Source organism: Streptomyces uncialis, assembly GCF_001905345.1.
Taxonomy (GTDB): domain Bacteria; phylum Actinomycetota; class Actinomycetes; order Streptomycetales; family Streptomycetaceae; genus Streptomyces; species Streptomyces uncialis.
The window spans coordinates 231,658-249,545 of sequence record NZ_LFBV01000002.1 but is presented as its reverse complement, the minus strand read 5'-3'; the positions used below and the strand labels follow the sequence as shown (position 1 = coordinate 249,545).

At 70.0% G+C, this 17,888-nt stretch carries 10 protein-coding genes; 9 read left to right on the top strand and 1 reads right to left on the bottom strand.

Annotated features, from left to right (window positions below; genetic code table 11):
- The first annotated feature begins 2 nt into the window (after positions 1-2).
- Entirely contained in the window at positions 3-980 is a 978-nt protein-coding gene (locus tag AB852_RS09475) for a class I SAM-dependent methyltransferase (RefSeq protein WP_245876696.1), read from the top strand.
- Entirely contained in the window at positions 977-2,158 is a 1,182-nt protein-coding gene (locus AB852_RS09470) for a cytochrome P450 family protein (protein ID WP_073786013.1), read from the top strand. The genes AB852_RS09475 and AB852_RS09470 overlap by 4 nt, the downstream gene beginning before the upstream one ends.
- 72 nt (positions 2,159-2,230) lie before the next feature.
- Here the strand turns inward: AB852_RS09470 and AB852_RS09465 are convergent, their stop codons facing one another.
- Positions 2,231-3,505, bottom strand: coding sequence for a glutaminase (locus AB852_RS09465; protein ID WP_073786011.1), 1,275 nt, complete (start codon positions 3,503-3,505; stop codon positions 2,231-2,233).
- Positions 3,506-4,312: 807 nt separating this feature from the next.
- On the opposite strand from AB852_RS09465, the gene AB852_RS37735 reads away from it, so the two are divergent.
- The 7 genes from AB852_RS37735 (at position 4,313) to AB852_RS09425 (ending at position 17,848) form a co-directional block, all read left to right on the top strand.
- Complete coding sequence (locus AB852_RS37735; RefSeq protein WP_143201201.1) at positions 4,313-6,418, top strand: S8 family serine peptidase; 2,106 nt, start codon at positions 4,313-4,315, stop codon at positions 6,416-6,418.
- A gap of 241 nt (positions 6,419-6,659) precedes the next feature.
- Entirely contained in the window at positions 6,660-8,423 is a 1,764-nt protein-coding gene (locus AB852_RS09450) for an immunity 49 family protein (RefSeq protein ID WP_178390974.1), read from the top strand.
- Positions 8,424-8,997: 574 nt separating this feature from the next.
- Entirely contained in the window at positions 8,998-11,655 is a 2,658-nt protein-coding gene (locus AB852_RS09445; protein ID WP_073786007.1) for an aldehyde dehydrogenase family protein, read from the top strand.
- On the top strand, positions 11,652-13,349 hold the full coding sequence (locus tag AB852_RS09440; protein WP_073786004.1) for a thiamine pyrophosphate-binding protein: 1,698 nt from the start codon (positions 11,652-11,654) through the stop codon (positions 13,347-13,349). Before AB852_RS09445 ends, AB852_RS09440 begins: the two co-directional genes overlap by 4 nt.
- Entirely contained in the window at positions 13,346-14,623 is a 1,278-nt protein-coding gene (gene fabF, locus AB852_RS09435) for a beta-ketoacyl-ACP synthase II (RefSeq protein WP_218623245.1), read from the top strand. Before AB852_RS09440 ends, fabF begins: the two co-directional genes overlap by 4 nt.
- 10 nt (positions 14,624-14,633) lie before the next feature.
- Positions 14,634-16,604 carry a condensation domain-containing protein gene (locus AB852_RS09430; RefSeq protein WP_073786002.1) on the top strand — a complete coding sequence of 657 codons (1,971 nt, stop codon included), beginning with the start codon at positions 14,634-14,636 and terminating at the stop codon, positions 16,602-16,604.
- Complete coding sequence (locus AB852_RS09425) at positions 16,601-17,848, top strand: aminotransferase class I/II-fold pyridoxal phosphate-dependent enzyme (RefSeq protein WP_073786000.1); 1,248 nt, start codon at positions 16,601-16,603, stop codon at positions 17,846-17,848. Before AB852_RS09430 ends, AB852_RS09425 begins: the two co-directional genes overlap by 4 nt.
- Positions 17,849-17,888 lie beyond the last annotated feature (40 nt).

The following is a 17,888-nucleotide window of genomic DNA, read 5'->3' as shown; positions in this document are numbered from 1 at the left end:
TCATGCCATTGCCCGAACAATCCTCTGGTGTCCCGGCCCCGGTACTGGACCGGCTCGGCGCGGCCGGGTACCGGGCCATGATCGCCGGTGTCCGGCTCGGGGTGTTCACCGCGCTGGAAGCCGGCCCGCTGTCCGTCGAGGAGCTGGCCACCAGGATCGGCGGGACCCCGGCCGGGACGCGCAGCCTGGTGAACATCCTGGTGGCCTTCGGCTACCTGCGCCACGACGAGGACGGGGTCACGACCGCCGCGAAGCCCGGCTCGGAGGACGCCGAACTGTTCTGGTACGAGACCCTGTTCGAGCAGTGGGCCGACATCGAGGACACCATCCGCACCGGCACACCCCGCCGCGGCTTCTACACCTGGCTGAGCGAGCGCCCCGCCCTCGCGGGCCGCCTGCGCCGGATGCTCGCCGGCGCCGCCGTGGCCCTTGCCGATGACATCGCCGCCGCGCTGCCTCCCGCGGCGACCGTCCTGGACATCGGGGGCGGCCACGGCGACCACACCGTCGAACTGTGCCGCCGTCGTCCGGACGTCCGGGTCACCGTGTTCGACCTGCCCGAGACGATCACCGCCCTGCGCGAAGACGCCCCGCGGGACCGGGTGACGGCGCAGGCAGGGGACTACCTCACCGACGACCTGGGTTCCGGGCACGACCTGGTGCTGCTGTTCAACGTCCTGCACGGCCACCGCCCCGAGGAATGCCGCGAGCTGTTCCAGCGCGCGGCGAAATCGTTGTCCCCCACGGGAAGCATCGTCATCCTCGACCACGACCGGGAACCACCGGCCGGGCTGGGCCCGGCCGCGGCCGGGTTCCTCGCCATGTTCGACCTGACCCTGTGGCAGGGCCACGGCGGCGGCGTGCACCGCTACACCGACCTCGCGGTATGGCTGGGCGAGGCAGGGCTCACCGAGTCGCGGGTCGTGCCGCTCGCCGCGTCCCCGCTGGAGAAACTGCTGATCGCCGGTCGGCCGTCGTGACCGCCGACCCGTACCCGGGCTACGACTGGTTGCGCGAGCACGACCCGGTCTGCCCCGTCGACGGCCCGCACGTCCAGGGCCGGATGTGGCTGGTGACCCGGTACGACGACGTCCGCGCCTGCCTGGCGGACCGCCGCCTGGGCAGCGGCGCCCCGGTCAACCCCGACCCGCACCCGCCCGGTCTGTCCAATCTGGACGAGCCCGGACACGCCAGGCTGCGCCGGCTCATCGCCGCGGCGTTCACCCCCGCCGCGGTGTCCCGCCTGCGCGATCGCACCGCCCGGACCTGCGCGCACGCCGTCGAGTCGTTCGCCGGGCGGGGGCACGCGGACCTCGTCGCCGAGTACACCCGGCAGATCCCGGTCGCCGTCATGCACGACCTGCTCGGCGTCCCGGAAGCCGAGCGCGCGCCCGCCGCCGACGTGCTCGACATGTGGTACCGCGCGAAGTTCCAGCAGCCGCGTGACGAGGCGAAGCTGGCCGAGCTGCTCGGCTACGTCCGGAAGCTGGTGGCCTACAAACGCGCGCACCCGGGGGACGACCTGCCGACCCGGCTGATCGAGTCGGGCGCGCTGACCGGGGACGAGCTGGAGGTGATGGTCATGACGCTGATCGGCGCCGGTCACATCACCACGATCCAGTTCCTCGGCACCACCGTCCTGCGCCTGCTCGGCCACCCTGGCCGGCGAGCCGCCCTGCTCGGCGGCGACATCGACTGGTCCCAGGCGATCAACGAGCTGCTGCGCCTGGACTCGCCGTCGCACGTGGCGGAGTACCGGTACGCGGGCGAGGACATGACGATCGCGGACGCCCGCGTGGGAGAGGGCGACGTGGTGCTGCTGTCGCTGGCGGCGGCGAACCGCGACCCGGACCGGTTCCCCGACCCCGACGCCCTGGACCTCACCCGCGATGCCCGCCCGCACCTGGCGTTCGGCCACGGCGTGCACACCTGCCTGGGCAGCCATCTGGTGAAGCTGGAGACGGAGATCGCGATCACCACGCTCTTCGACCGCCTGCCGGACCTGACCCTGGACATCCCGGGCGACGAGGTCGACTGGGGCTACGCCCCGACCTTCCGCGGCCCCCAGGCCCTCCCGGTCACCTTCACCCCCCAGGAGCCGATGACCTCGTCTCCGCTGGGGGACACGACGGATCGCGGGAACTTGACCAAGCGGTAGGGCCCTCAACGTCTGTCCGGACGGGGCTGGACGGTTCGCCGGACGGCTCCCGCGCCGGACCACCTGGTGCGGTCAGATCATGGCTTGCCCCATATCTCCTACGACGGTGACCTTGCCGCCGTCGCCGGGGTCGGGATCGGGCATGATCGATTCCGGGTCGACGAGGTAGACCTCGTGACCGTCCAGCGTGAGCCGACGCACGACCTCCAGCAACATGCGCCGTGCCACGTCATCGATCGAATAGACCATCGTGAGGTCCAGAACCACCCTGACTTCCGCGGGGGCGGTGCTCACGGCTTCCCGGACGACTCTCTCGGCTCCGGCGAAGCCGATCCCGCCTTGCAGTTGGAGGACCCGGACCGCATTCGGTCCGATGCCGGTGACGTGGTTGGACCGCACGATGGCACGCGCGGCGGCCGGCACCTCCATCACATGCAGACCCATGTCGGAGGAGAACCGCTCGAACAGCGAAACCCCGCGAACGCTGTTCCCGTGGGCGTCCAGTCGTGGTGAGAACGTGGCGATGCCGATCTGGCCGGGGAGCGCCCCGATCAGGCCCCCGGCCACGCCACTCTTCGCCGGGATGCCGACCTGGGTCGCCCAGTCACCGGCCGCGTCATACATCCCACAGGTGGACATGACACTCAGCACCTGACGCACCACCGGTTCGCGTACCACTCGCTCACCCGAGAGGGGATTGACGCCGCGATTGGCCAACGTGGCGGCCATCATGGCCAGATCTCGCGCGGTGACCAGCACGGAGCACTGACGGATGTAGCCCTCGACAACGGCCCTGGGGTCCTCGGTGAGGATGCCGTAGCCACGGAGCATGTACGCGATGGCGAGGTTGCGGTGCGCGTGCTCCATCTCCGACACGCACACCGCCTCATCGATCCTCAGCGGACGACCGGCGAATGCCGAAAGGCCGCGGACCACGCGTTCCACGCGCTCCGCCGGATTCATGCCCTCCGAACCGGCCAGCGAGTGGGTGGTGATCGCACCGGCGTTGATCATCGGATTGAAAGGGCGCCCGGTATCACTTTCGAGGGAGATCTGGTTGAACGCCTCTCCCGACGGCTCGACACCGACTTTGGCGAGCACAGGGCCGAAATCACGATCAGCCAGTGCCAGCGCGTACGCGAACGGCTTGGAGATCGATTGGATCGTGAACTCGGTATCGATGTCGCCGGCACCGTAGACCTCCCCGTCAGGCGTGGCGAAGACCGCGCCGAGGCGCTCAGGGTCCGCTGCCGCAAGCTCAGGAATGTAGTCCGCCAGCTGTCCAGCAGTGTCCGGCTCGACATCTCCGAGAGCCTCGGCCAGATAGTCGGGAATGACCGACCGCATGTGTTCTCCTCCATACCGCTGGGGCGATGAATGTGCTGCGGCGTCAGCGCTGAGGCCGCCGTGCTGCGTGTGCCTTCCCGACACTCGTCGGCGCCTCACCGCATCACCACGCCGACGCGTGAACCGTAGCCGCAACCCTCCTGCTCGGCCCTCCTCCGCTCAGCCGAGTGGCGTAGCTGCTTCGGGTAGGACGAACCCCCGCTGAGCCGGTAAGCAGGGCTCGGCGGGAGTTGAGGCAGGCGTGTCGCAGGGGCGGGCATCCGACTGCCGGCTCCGCGAGCTGGAGCCTCAGGCGATGCTTCCGGCAGCGGCGGTGATTTCCACCTCGACGATCAACGAGAACCTTGGAGTTCCTGATCAATAGTTGTGCGGAAACATCCTGCCGCGCACCACTCACCGTGATTTCTCACGGCGGAAGCCGGATGGGCCGTCAGAAATGTTTGAATCAAAGGCGGACGTCCATTCGCGCTCACCGCGCAAGCGGATAGCCAGGTTCCGATTCTGATGGAGGGGGCGGCGCCGAAAATCTCTCTTGTGGAGCAAGGCCCATTGATCTATCGTCCACGTGATCCAACTCCCGTTATCCCATTGGAGAGTCTTGCGTGAAAGGACGATCCCCATCGCCGCCGCCTTGACCATTGCGCTGCTCCCCTTGCGGCCGACAGGGGCATTCACCGCCACTCCCGGCGCGCGCCCCGAGCTGGAAGAAACTGCCCACCGGCCACTGGGTCGTCCGCTGCCGATCCCCTTTCCCACTCGAAACACCTGTGCCGACCTCCCGCGCAATACCTTCCGATGGAGCAATACGTGAAGAGACCTGCACGGGTCATGATCGCCGCCATGGCAGCGGCCATGCTGTTCACCGCGATACCGCTGGATACCGACCCCTTGCTCGGCATCGGTCCGGCCTTCGCCGCGGTGAACGGTCCGGTCGACCCGCCGCTGTTCGACAAGACCCAAGGCGGGGGCACCGTCCGCGTCAACGTCGTCACCAACCGGCGCGCGGACCTGGCCTCCGCCTCCGCAGCAGGCGAGACCCTCGTCTCCTACGACACCGTGCCGATGGTCACCCTCCGCACGAACCACGCGGGCTTGCAGCAGCTGAACTCCAAGCCGGGGGTGATCGGTGTCAGCGAAGACATCCCGGTCCCGGCGACGCTGGACGAATCCACCGTCAAGATCGGCAGCAACAGGGCTGCCGCGGCAGGGAAGACCGGCGCCGGTACCGCGATCGCCATCCTCGACACCGGCGTCGCCACCAACCACCCCTTCCTCACCAACCGCGTCAAGACCGAGTCGTGCTTCTCCGTCAACGACAACGCATACGGTTCCACCAGCCTCTGCCCCAACGGCACCGCCCAGCAGGACGGCCCCGGCAGCGCCGACGCCGACACAGGCACATGCGCCACACTGAACGGCGCCTGCTCCCACGGAACCCATGTCGCCGGCATCGCCGCGGGCAACGGAACCGGCATCAGTGGAGCCCCCGCGCGCGGCGTCGCCCCCGGGGCGGACATCATCGCCATCCAGGTGTTCTCCAAGTTCAACTCCGACGAGTACTGCGGACCCGGGGCCGGCCCGTGCGTGCTGAGCTTCACCAGCTCGCAGATCAAGGCACTGGAGAAGGTCTTGGCGCTGAAACAGGCCGGAACCGACGTCATCGCCGCGAACATGTCCCTCGGCAGCGGACGTTGGACCACCGCCTGTGCTGCGGACCCCCGCAAGATGATCATTGACAGCCTGCTCACCGCAGGCGTCGCCACGGTCGTCGCGGCGGGGAACAACGGTTATCCCGACGCGGTCAACGCCCCCGGGTGCGTTTCCTCGGCCGTCACGGTGGGGTCCAGTACCGACGACGACCAGCTCTCCACATTCAGCAACCGCGGCCCGCTGCTCGACCTGCTGGCACCGGGCACCTCCATCGTCTCGTCCGTGCCCGGCAACACCTACGCCGGCAAGAACGGCACCTCGATGGCCGCCCCGCACGTGGCCGGCGCCCTCGCCGTGCTGAAGCACGCCTACCCCACCGAGGGCATCGACGGCCTGGTCTCGCGCCTCGTCACCAGCGGCACCCCGATCGTCTACACCGGGGCGAGCACGCCGCGTCTCGACGTCGGCAGGGCGGTACCTCCCTACACCCCCGGTACCGGATGGACCTTCGCGGGGACCGCCGACTACGACGGCGACAGCCACTTCGACACCATCGCGCGAGACGATGCCACCGGAATCCTCTACCTCTTTCCCGGCGCGGGCGCCGGCCACAGCACTCGGACACGTGCCCCGATCGGCATCGGCTGGCAGAACTTCACCTTCGTCGGTGTCGCCGATTACACGGGTGATGGTCACCCTGATGTGGTCGCCCGTAACAACGGCAACGGGAATCTGTACGTCTATTCGGGCACTGGTGGAACGGGTTACCTCACCGGGGGTGCTCCGATCGGTATCGGTTGGCAGAACTTCACTTTTGTTGGTGTCGCTGATTACACGGGTGACGGGCATCCTGATGTGGTTGCCCGTAATGACGGTAACGGGAATCTGTATGTCTACAGCGGGGTCGGCGGGACCGGTTATCTGACGGGGGGTGCTCCGATCGGTATCGGTTGGCAGAACTTCACTTTTGTTGGTGTCGCGGACTACACCGGTGACGGGCATCCTGATGTGGTTGCCCGTAATGACGGTAACGGGAATCTGTATGTCTACAGCGGGGTCGGCGGGACCGGTTATCTGACGGGGGGTGCTCCGATCGGTATCGGTTGGCAGAACTTCACTTTTGTTGGTGTCGCGGACTACACCGGTGACGGGCATCCCGATGTGATCACCCGAAACGACGGCAACGGGAATCTGTACATCTACACCGGAACCGGCGGGACCGGCTACCTCACCGGAGCCATCGAGATCGGCAATGGCTGGTGACGCCCAACCGTTGAGCCGACACGAGGGCGCTGTCCGGTACTTGCTCCCCGCCGGCGCCCTCACGGTGCGGGAGGCCGCCCCGAGCTCTCGGTGCCTGCTTCCGGCCCCGCGGGCCCGTCCGCAATGAACGGGCCTCGCCTCAGGCGCCGTTCCGCATAGCAGCGGCGAACCGCCTTACGCCGGTGCGGGCGGGAGCGCGCCGACTGGCCGTCGGCGGACCAGCGGGGAGAGACTGACGGGCATGCGAATAGAGCGACACCCCGTGGCCGAAGCGTCGATCGCCGAAGCCCTGGACGATTTCACCAACCGGATCTCACGTCTGGTCATCTCCACGTCGAAGGGCGGCCCCATGGCCGCTTCGGAGTGGTTGTACATCGGGGACGCGTACCTGGACCACCTCGGGGCGCTGTCGGTCGCGGACCCCGGCCTGGACACACCGGAAGCCCGGGCCGTGCTGAACGACGCGGCCGCGGCGACCGTGGGCGCCGTCCAGTACGCCGCGTACTGCCCCCACATCGCCTTCCACATCCACCTCGACTACGTCAACTTCGGGATCGGCTACGACGCCGGGGAAGGCATCCCGCAGAGCATCAGCACGCAGACCTGGATCGACGCGTTCTGCCTCGCGGTCCTCACCGGTGGCGCCGAACGGCACGGGGAAGCCTTCCACTTCGCCCGCCAGGACCCCCAGCACGGCACGCAAGGGCAGCCGTCGACCGAACTGATCCACGGCCTGCTGGCCTACACCCTGGGCACACTTGAGGACGACGACGCCCCCTACCCGCCCACGAAGGAACACACGATCGCCGCGCTGGACACCGCGATCGCACGGATCCGCACCCACCACGAGACCCACCAGGGCAGGCCGGACCACCTCCACAGCACGGCGCTCGACGCCCTGCGCGCCCTGGCCTGCGGCGACCGGGACACCTTCACGGACGGGATGGCCACTCTCCTGCGCCGGCACAGCGCGCCCACGCGGCCCAGCACCGTCCCCGGATCGCTGCTGCCCCTGCTGCCGCTCGCCCTGGCCGCACTCGCCTACCGCCGTGAAGGCTGGTGGCTCCCCTTCAGCACCGACTACCTCCCGCGCACCCTCGTCACCGGCTTCGAGACCGCGGGACCACGGGTGGGACCGTACGGCGCGACCCGGCGCCCCGACGCCGTCGCCGAACTCGGCGCCGGACCCGTCACCGTGGAACGCCCCGGCACGGCCGAACCCCTGGACCCCGACCACGAGGACGCCCTCGGGTGCGACATCCGCGACGAACTGGCGGACGCCGGGAAGGCATGGCGCCTGGGCATGGCCATGTCCGACCTGGTCATCCTGGTCAGGGCCCGGGCCCTGACCAGCGACGACGCCTCGGACCGGCAGATCCGCGACGTGCGCCGCGCGTCGAGGGCCGGGGCCGCCTTCTTCCGGGCCGCGGTCGCCGAACCCGGAACCACCGTCGACGTGACCGTCGAGGGCGAGAAGATCCCCGTCGCCGCCTACACGGGCGTGGACGCCGGGCCCGCGCCTTGGCAGAAGGCGGTCGGCCTCGCCCTGATCAGCGGGGCACGCGACGACCTCGCACCACTCGTCCTCAGCGGCACCCGCTTCCTCCGGAACGACCCGTCGGCGTTCGCGGCCTACCGGCTGGCGCTCCTCGCCTACCTGCACGCCGACGACCCCCGACCCGCCATGGACGCGGCCCTGGAAGCCCACCACCGGGCCAGGAACTGGGGTTTCCTCATGCCCCCGGCCGTGCTGCTGTCCCAGTTGGTCGACGGGGACGAGCAGAGCTTCAACCTCGCCCTCCTCGACGCACTGGAGGAACACCGCGATTACTACCGGGTCGGCGACCGCGCCGACGATCCCGACCGCGCACTCAACCTCGACATCCTGGCTCTCACCTGCCACGCCCGCCGACGCGGCTGGAACACCCTGGTCGACAGCCCTTACCTGCCGCCCCGACTCCTGCACCACACCGCGCCCCTGCCGGGCGACACCGGCCCCGCCTGAGGGGAGCTACGGAACCGGGGAACACCCGGTTCCGTAGCCGCCGGCAGGTGAGCACTCTCCGCCGGAAGCAGTCGAGTTCTGGTGTGCCTCCTCCGGGAGGCCGAGAGCGGCAACGCCCGATGCTCCCGCGCTCGCCGACATGGTCCGCGGCGCCGGGGGTGCACAGGACCCCCGGCGCCCACGCCGCACAGGTCCGTGCACACCCCGGATATGTTGGCGTCGATGATTGGAACACGAAAAGCTCGAACAGACGACTGAATATGAATTCCGGTACTTGGTGGAGTGGGAGGTCCGTATTCGATCCGAGGGCGACGTTTACATGCACTCGGACAACAGCCGCGCCACGCATTCACGATCATAACTGGCTGCTCGTCACATCTGTTTCGTCACTGCATACTCAACGACCCCCACATGCAACGGAGCGCCGTTTCAGCACTCGACACCGTTCTGCGGGTATGCGATAGTCGCTTCAGATGTTTCCTGTTGAACAGGATCAGGCGTATCGCGGGATTGTGGTTCTACACACCTGCACATCCAGGAAGTTGAGCCCACGCCTGGCGCTAAGGAGCACGAGTTGCCCATTTCCAGGCGCCTGATATCGCCCAAGGGGCACGTCTGGGAGACAGACGAAGTCGCGGCCCGCATATTCGATGCCACCGAACGTTTTGCACGCCGCGGCCTCGGGCCCGGTTCGCGGGTGATGATGAGCGGGGCCAATTCCCCGGAATGGGTCGTCGATCTGCTGGCGCTCATCCACCTCGATACCTCGGTGGTCCTGGCCGACCATCGAGCCACGCCGTCACAGCGATCGCGGATTCGCACTCAAGCGCGCGTGGTGGCCGAAATCAGCGACACCACGGGCCACGCCGCGGCGCCACGGCCCGCTCCGGACACGGCGGCCGTGCCCGACGCGGCGGCCTGGGCACAGCGCCAGGATGCCGCGATCTCATGGTCGTCGGGTACGACAGGCGACCCCAAAGGCATTGTGCGCTCCGGTCGTTCGATCCTGGACAACCTCGCGCTCAGCGCGGAACGTATGGGGTACCGGCCTGACGACGTCTTCCTGCCCGTCCTGCCGTACTCCCACCAATACGGTCTGTCGCTGGTCCTGACCTGGTGGCTGGGCGGAGGCACGCTCGTGGTCTACGGGTCGGCCACCCGGCTGGACCGGGCGTTCGCGGTCGGCGTGGAGCACGGCCTCTCCATCGTGGACGGGGCCCCGTCGACCTACTACAGCCTGCTCAACCTGCTCGACCGTCGTCCCGCTCTCGCGAACGCGCTGACGGCGGTACGGGCCTGGTGCGTGGGCGGCGCGCCGCTGGGACCCGACCTGGCGGCCCGGTTCCACGCCCGCACGGGCCGACGCCTCCTCGACGGCTACGGCGCGACCGAAGTGGGAAACATCGCGCTGGCGCCTCCCACCGATCCGATCGGGTGCGGCACACCGTTGCCCGGCGTGGTCGTCGAGGTCCACGACGAGCAAGGGAAGCCGCTTCCCGACGGCCGAATCGGCGAGCTCGTCGTACGCAGTGACGGCCTGATGACCGGCCACCTGGGCGATGACGGTGAGATCGTTCCGCTCTCGGGTCCGGTGCACCGCACCGGCGACATCGGCCTGCTCGACGGCGCCGGCCGTGTCTTCCCGGTCGGACGCAAGCACGCCGTGCACCGTGACGGCCACACGCTCTATCCCGACCACCTCGCCGCGCGGGCCGGGTCGGCCGGTGCGCGGACGGAGGTCGTCGCCGTGCCCGACGCGCGTCTGGGCTGCCGCCTGGTGTTCGTGATCACGGACCCGGACGCCCGCGAGCCCGCGCACTGGAAACGGCTGCTGCGCTCCGTGCTCGCCCGCTACGAGCAGCCCGACCACGTCATCGTGCTTCCCGCGCTGCCCCTCACGAACACGGGAAAGCCCAACAAGGCCGCTCTGGAGAAGATCGCCATGAACTCGCTGTCCGCTTCGCACCCCACGGCCACGGACGTCACCGTGTCCGGCTCGGCCATCGGTGCGGCCGAATACCGCATCCCCTTCGCCGACCGTGTCGACGCGCTGGGCGCGGTGCGCCGGTATGTGGCCGACAACGAGGACACGGTGATGAGAGTTCTCACCGAGTTCTCGCCCCACCGGACCGCGCGCGCGGAGATTCGTTCGTTCCTCGCCACTCTCGACGGGGCGGAGGAGGAGATCCGCCGTGTCCGGCCCGGCTGTGTGCCTCGCGCCGCGGTCTTCGTCCCCTCCAACATCCCGCTCTATTCCTACGCGCTTCACGTGCTCGTGGCATCCCTGTACAGCGACGTCATCACCTTTCGGCCGTCCTCGGAGAACAAGAGCCAGATGCAGCGATTGCACACCCTGCTGGCACCGGTCCACCGCTTACCCATCAAGCTCTTCGAACTCAGCCAGCGCAAGTTCGTGACCGGTCCGGTACGCGAAGCGGACCTCATCGTCTTCACCGGCCGCTACTCCAATGCCGAGACCATCCGCGAAGGGCTGGCGGAGGACCAGCTCTTCCTGTTCTTCGGCAACGGCATCAATCCCTTCGTGATCGCACCCGACGCCGATCTCGCGCGCGCCGCGGAAGATGTCACGAGAATCCGGCTCCACAACTCAGGCCAGGACTGTTTCGGTCCCGACGTCCTGTTCGTGCCCGAGGGCCGCACCGACGACTTCGTCGACCTGTTGTCCGAGGGGCTGGCTTCGCTGCGTTTCGGGCGGAACGACGACCCTGACGTCGACTACGGTCCGATCTGCTACGACTCGGCGCTGGTGAACTGCTCGGACTATCTGGTGCGTCACGCGCGCCGCATCCGGTACGGCGGGCGCATCGATCTGCGGTCCCGCAGGATCGAGCCGACCGTGCTGCTGTGGGGCTTCGACGACAAGATCCCGCTGGAGGAGATGTTCGCACCGGTCTTCAACGTCGTGGCCTATCCCAGCGCGAGGCTGCTGCGTGATCGGTTGTCGAGCCCCTACTTCAGCGAACGCGCGCTGGGGGCGATGGTCTACGGGAGCGATCCGGAGACCGTGAAGGTCCTGTCCAAGCGTCACCACACCTGTGTCAACCACACGCTGCTCGACGCGGAGGACGGCAACCGCCCGTTCGGCGGATTCGGGATGAGGGCGAACTACCTCTCCTACGGCGGCGAGCGGCACGCCGAACCACTGCTCACCTCGCAGGCCGTGGCGCGGAACATCCCGACGGCCGCCCCCACCACGGTGGGTGGGAAGTGACCCGGGCCGGCCGACGGTACACCGACGCGTGGTCCGCGATCGTCGACCTGCTGGTGGCGAACGGGGTGGACACCTGCTTCGGGCTGCCCGGCGATGATCTGGAGTTGCTCCGCGCCCTCGACGCCGCGGGCCTGGACCTCGTGCCGTGCCGTGACCAGCGCAACGCGATGTACATGGCGACCGGCTACGCCCTCCAGTCGGGGAGGCTCGCCGTATGCGCGCTCGGCAAGGGCCCGGCCGTCACCCACGCGGCCACCGGGCTGCTGGAGGCGCGGGAGTCCGGTGCGGCCGTCCTCGTGCTCGCCGCCGGCGTGCCCGAACGGCGCCGGGGGAGTGGCGGCTTCCAGGAACTCGACCAGGTCGCCGTGACAACGCCCCTCGTGCGGTGGGCGCACCGGGTGGGGCATCCCGACCGGGTCGTCCCCGCCACGGTGACGGCGCTGACCCGGGCCATGGGGCCGCCGGCCGGACCCGTGTTCCTGGAGGTACCCGATGATGTCCGCACGGCGGAGATCGTCGTCACCGGAACGTGTCCGACGCTGCCCGAACCACTGGTCGTCGAGTCCGGCCCGGTAGTACCAGGACCAGCACTGGCGGCGATCCGCGCGAGCCGGCGTCCGGTGGTGCTGGTGGGCGGCGGGATGCGGCACCGCAACGCCGACGGTGTCGTCGAGCGCTTCGCCGGACGCCTCGGCGCGGCAGTCTTCACCACCGCGTCCGGCCGCGGTGCCGTCGACGAGCGCCACCCGCTGTTCTGCGGTGTCGCGGGGCTCTACGCGGCGGCCCCCGCCCGTGAGCTGTGGTCGTCCTGCGACCTGGTGGTGTCGCTCGCCGGGCGACTTGAGGAGACGGTCGTCGAAGGCGGAACGCCGTGGCCCCCGGTCCCGGTGGTGCAGGTCAACCTCGATCCGGGCGGGCTGTCCGCCGAGTTCTCCGGCCCGCGTGTGCTCGCGGACGCCCGGCACGCCGTGCTCAGCTGGTCGCGGGCGCTGGACGAGGACCGCGACGCCGAGCACGCGGACGCGACCGAGGCGTGGGCAGGCGAGGTCGCCGTCGCCCGCAAGGCCATGGCGCTGGAGGTGGAAGCGGAACTGGCCCGCGCGGCGACGCTTCCGGGGATCCGCGTCGCTGAGCTGCTCGCCGCGCTCGACGCCACCGCCGACGGGCCCCGTGTGCTGGTCCAGGAGAACGGGTTGCAGGACATGTGGTCCTACGGCTTCCCCTTCCGCGTCGGTGGCGGGTCCATCGTGCCGTCGGAGCAGACCCCCTTGGGTTTCGGGGCGGCCGCGGCCATCGGGGTCAAGCGGGCCGCCCCGGGCCATGAGGTCACCGCGTTCATCGGAGACGGAGCGTTCCTCGCGGCCCGCGCGGACATCGCCGTCACCGCTCCGGCCCATGGCGGCGTCCTCTACGTGGTGCTGTGCAACGGCGGCTACGGCTGGCTGGACGCCCAACGCGCCCGACTCGGCCTCGACGCCGAGCTCTACCCGTTCACCCGCCCGGGCGCCCCGCCGCCCGTGCTGGACGGGTCGGACATCCACTGCCGAGTGCTGTGCGACAAGGCCGCGCTGACCGATGAGGTCCTTGCCGCGCGACGGTTCTGCTCCCGGGGAGGCACCGCCGTGCTCATGGTGCCGGTCGCCCCCGACGACATCCTCCCGGCCCTCCACGACGCCGGGGTGATTCCCCAGTGACACCCGCGGCAGAGCGGGACGACGCCGGACGGGGCCGGGCCCGACGCCGGGTGCTGGTCACCGGGTACGGGGCGGTGACGCCGCTGGGCCACAGCGCCGACGAGACGTGGACGGCGATGCTGGCCGGGCGCAGCGGTATCGACACCGTGGACGGGATGGACGTGACCGGTCTCGACGTCCGGATCGGCGGCCAGGTGAAGGGATTCACCCCCGGCCGCTACATGCCCCCGACGGTCAGTCGTCGCGCCGACCCGTACGCGCGGTACGCCCTCGCCGCGGCACTGGAGGCCTGCGAGCACGCCCGGCTCGTCGTCGACGACCGCCTGGCGCCGCGGGTCGCCGTGATCATCGGCAGCGGCTACGGCCCGGTGGGCTCGATCTACCGTGCCGCGAACACCCTGCGGGACAGAGGGCCACGGGCCATCAGCCCCTTCACCCAGGTCACGACTGCCATGGACAGCGCCGCGGGCGAGATCAGCATGCGTCTCGGCATTCAGGGGCCCAGCCGTGCCCAGAGCACGGCGTGCGCCAGTGGCGCGGACGCGGTAGGAGCGGGGATGCGCATGATCAGCCATGGGGAGGCCGACATCGTCATCGTCGGCGGCGCCGACGCCTGTGTCACCACCGTCGACCTCGCGGGCAGCGGCAACGCCCGCGCGCTGTCCAGACGCAACGACGACCCGACCGCGGCATGCCGGCCGTTCGACACGCATCGCGACGGGTTCGTGATGAGCGAGGGAGCCGCCGTGCTGGTGCTGGAGGCCGCCGAGGTGGCCGACAGCCGAGGGGCGACGCCCTTGGCCGAACTCACCGGCTACGGGGCCAGTTCCGACGCCCATCACTGGACGGCCCCGCATCCCGAGGGACGCGGCGCGTGCCTCGCCGTCGAGGCGGCGCTGCGTGACGCGGGGATATCGGGCGCGGACGTGGACTACGTCAACGCGCACGGCACCGGAACGCTGCTGAACGACGCCACCGAGACGGCCGTCCTGCACAAAGTGCTGGGTGATCGTGTCACCCGGATCCCCGTCAGCTCCACCAAATCGATGACCGGGCACATGATCGGTGCCGCCGGAGCGGTCGAACTCGTGGCCTCGATCCAGGTCCTCCGCACGGGTGACGTCCCCCCGACCATCAACTGCGACGAGCCGATCGACCCGGACATCAACTTCGTTCCGCACCGGGCGCAGCACCACGACGGTCTGCGGACCGCGCTCAGCAACTCGTTCGGCTTCGGCGGCCACAACGCCGCTCTCGTGGTCCGAGCGGTATGAGGTCCCGGCCGTGAACCACCTTCCGGAACCGACTCCGCGCCCCGCCACCGTCACCCGCAGCGGGCCGCTGACCTGGGTCCAGCAGTGGCACTGGTTCGAACGCACCATTCCCTCACCACGGCGGGTCAACCCGACGCCGCTCGCCGACCACTGCCACGTTCCGCCCCAGGCGACCGTCGCCGATGTCCACCGGGCGCTCGCGTCCCTCACCGCCCGCCACGAGGCGCTGCGCACCACCGTCGACCCGATCCGCCCCGTACAGCACGTCCACCGCGAGGGCTGGGCCCCGCTGCCGGCCGACCTCGTCGATGTTCCCGCCGTCGACGCCGACACCGTGGCGGCCGCCACAGCGGAGCTGGCCGCCCGCCCGATCGATCCCGAGCGGGATCCGCCCTGGCTCGCGCGGGTGCTGCTGGAGGCGGGACGGCCGCGCGCGGTCCTGCTGGCCGCCCACCACGTCATGATCGACGGTTGGGGGCTCGCGGTACTGATCGACCAACTGCACGATGAGCTGAGCGGCGCCGACACATCGGCGCAGGCGTCCACGCATCCGCTGGACATGGTCGCCGCCCAGCCCCTGGAACGCGCCCGCGCGGCGGAGCGTGAGTGGCTCACGCGTCTCGCGGACAACCCGACCGGAGTGCTGGCCCCGTTCGGCGGGAGCGGCGACGGCACCGGGCGCCACCGTCTCCAGTACCGCTCGGTGGACGCCCACGACGACCTCGACCGCGTCGCCCGGCGATATCGGGTCAGCCCGGAGGCCGTGGTGCTGGCGGCACTGGCCCACGAGGTCGTCACCCGCACCGGCGAACACCGGTTCCTCGCGTCGGTGGTGGTCTCCAACCGGACCCGGGCCGCTCTGCGGCACAGCATCGGCGTCCGGGCGCTGACGGTCCCGGTGCAGATCGATCTCCGCCCGGGCGCGGCGTTCGGCGAGGTCGTCGCCTCGGTCGCCGCCGCGTCCGCCGCGGCCTACCGGCACGGTCAGTACCGCCCCGCGGAGCTGGTCGCCGCCCAGGCGCGCATGGACCGCCGCCGCGGTGTCGTGACCGTCCCCTCGATCGAGTACAACTGCTACTCGTGGCCACGGGACCATCTGGTCCCCGCGCCGGACACCCCGTCGAACGGGCCGGCCACCTGGATCAGCAGCGCCCCTGACGAGCCCTGCGAGACGCTCTACGTGGACCTCGGCCGTGACATCGGGGGCGTCACCCTCGATGTCACCGTCGGAGACCATCTGCTCGACGCCGCGCAGGCCCAGGCGCTGCCCGTCCGCCTGTGCCGTCTCCTGCGGGCGCTCGCCGACGGTGCCACGTGCCCGGTTCCGGCGCACCCGCTCGCACCGGCCGCCTCCGGATGGTGGCGCGCCCCGGAGGGCTGGGTGTGCCTGGCCAAGGTCGAGGACGTCCTGCGCGGCCACCCCGGAGTGCTCGACGCGACGGTGACGCCCGGTGGGAACGCCGCGGGGGAGGGCAAGGAGCCGCACCTCGTGGCGCGCGCCCGCACCGCTCCTGAGGTCACTCCCGGCGACTTGCACCGCCACGTCCTGGACCACCTCGGCGAAGTGCCCGGTCTCGTGGCGCCGGGCCGCTATGTCCTGTCCCCGGCGGCACCCGGATCCGGCGGCCCGTCCGGCCGGTCCCGCACCGCCACCGTCGGCACGGGAACCCCGCGGGTCCCCACGCGTCCGCCCGTGACAGGCGCCGAACGGGCGCTGGCCGCAGCCGTGGCCGCTGTCGGCCCCGGCGGACCGCCGGTCGGCTCGTTCGGCAGCCCTGATGCCGTGGACATGAACCGTTGCCTCGCCGACCACGGAGTCACCCTGGTCGCCGTCCCTCGTCTGCTGACGCTCCTTCACCGGTTCGGCTTCACCGGGATCGCGTCGGACGAACTGGCCGGAACGGCCTCACTCGGCCACCTCGCCGCGGCCCTGGAGCCCTTGCCGCCCCGCGCCCCTTGTGGAGGAGAAACCACACCATGACCGCGTCCCCCGCCCCCGCTCCCTCCGTGGACCGCCTGGCCCCATGGGCCTTCGCGGCCTTCGTCGAGGCGAACACGCACGACACGGCGTACCGCCCGCCGGTGGTGGACGGTCCCGTCGGACCGACCATCGTCCGCGCCGGCCGGGAGCTGGTGAACTTCGCCAGCATCAGCTTCCTCGATCTGCCGCGCCACATCCCGGTGCGACATCACTTCGCGGAAGGGGCGCTCGCCCACGGCCTGAGCACCAGCGGATCCAGGATGACCCAGGGAATCTGCCGCCCGCACCAGACGCTGGAGGAGACGATCGCCCGCCACACCGGCAAGGAGCGGGCCATCAGCTTCGCCACGGGGCTGCTGGCCAACATCGGGTTCATCCACGCCATGAGCAGTTCCGCGCACTTCGACGCCGGGATCGAGGTGCGCAACCGCGACACCGTCTTCATCGTCGACCGTGACGTCCACTGGAGTGTCTGGAAGGGCCTGGAGGGCCTCGACTACGGACGCAACGTCCACGCGTTCCGGCACAACGACGTCTCCGACCTGGCACGCGTCCTGAACCGGGTCCGGGCCCGCAAGACCGTGGTGATCGCCGAGAGCATCTACTCGGCGGACGGCACCATGGGGCCGATCGTGGAGATTCTCGACGAGTGCGACCACCACGGCGCCGTCAGCATGATCGACGACGCGAACGGCTTCATGGTCTACGGGCCCGAGAATCGTCCGTACGCCCGGGAAGCGGCCGCGATCCGGGAACGCGCGGACTTCGTCATGGTGTCGCTCTCCAAGGCCATCGGTCTGGAGGGCGGCGCGATCGCCGGACCGGCGGCGGCCATCGACGCCTTCGAACTGCTCTCCGGCACCTCCATGTTCACGGCCGCCATCCAGCCGCCCACCGCTTACACCGCCAAGCGCACGATCGACGTCCTCGCCGGCGATCCGGGGATCGTCGACGACTACTTGGCGCACGCCGCCCGCCTTCGCCGACAGATGCACGAGGCCGACACCCCGACGACGCCGACCGAGTCCTACATGCTCTCGGTCCCGATCGGGAGCGACGCCGCCGCCTTGCAGATGCGGGAGTGGTTCGTCGAGGACGGCTACCTCGTACCCGTCTTCTCCTACCCGGCCGTCGCACGCAATCAGGCGCTGCTGCGCTTGTTCCCGCACGCCGGCCACACCGAGGAGCAGATGGACGGCTTCCTGCGCACCCTCCGCACCTACCGACGGCGCCTCGGGCTCTGACGTCCCCGCCGAGGTTCGTCACACCGACCGAAGAAGGAGA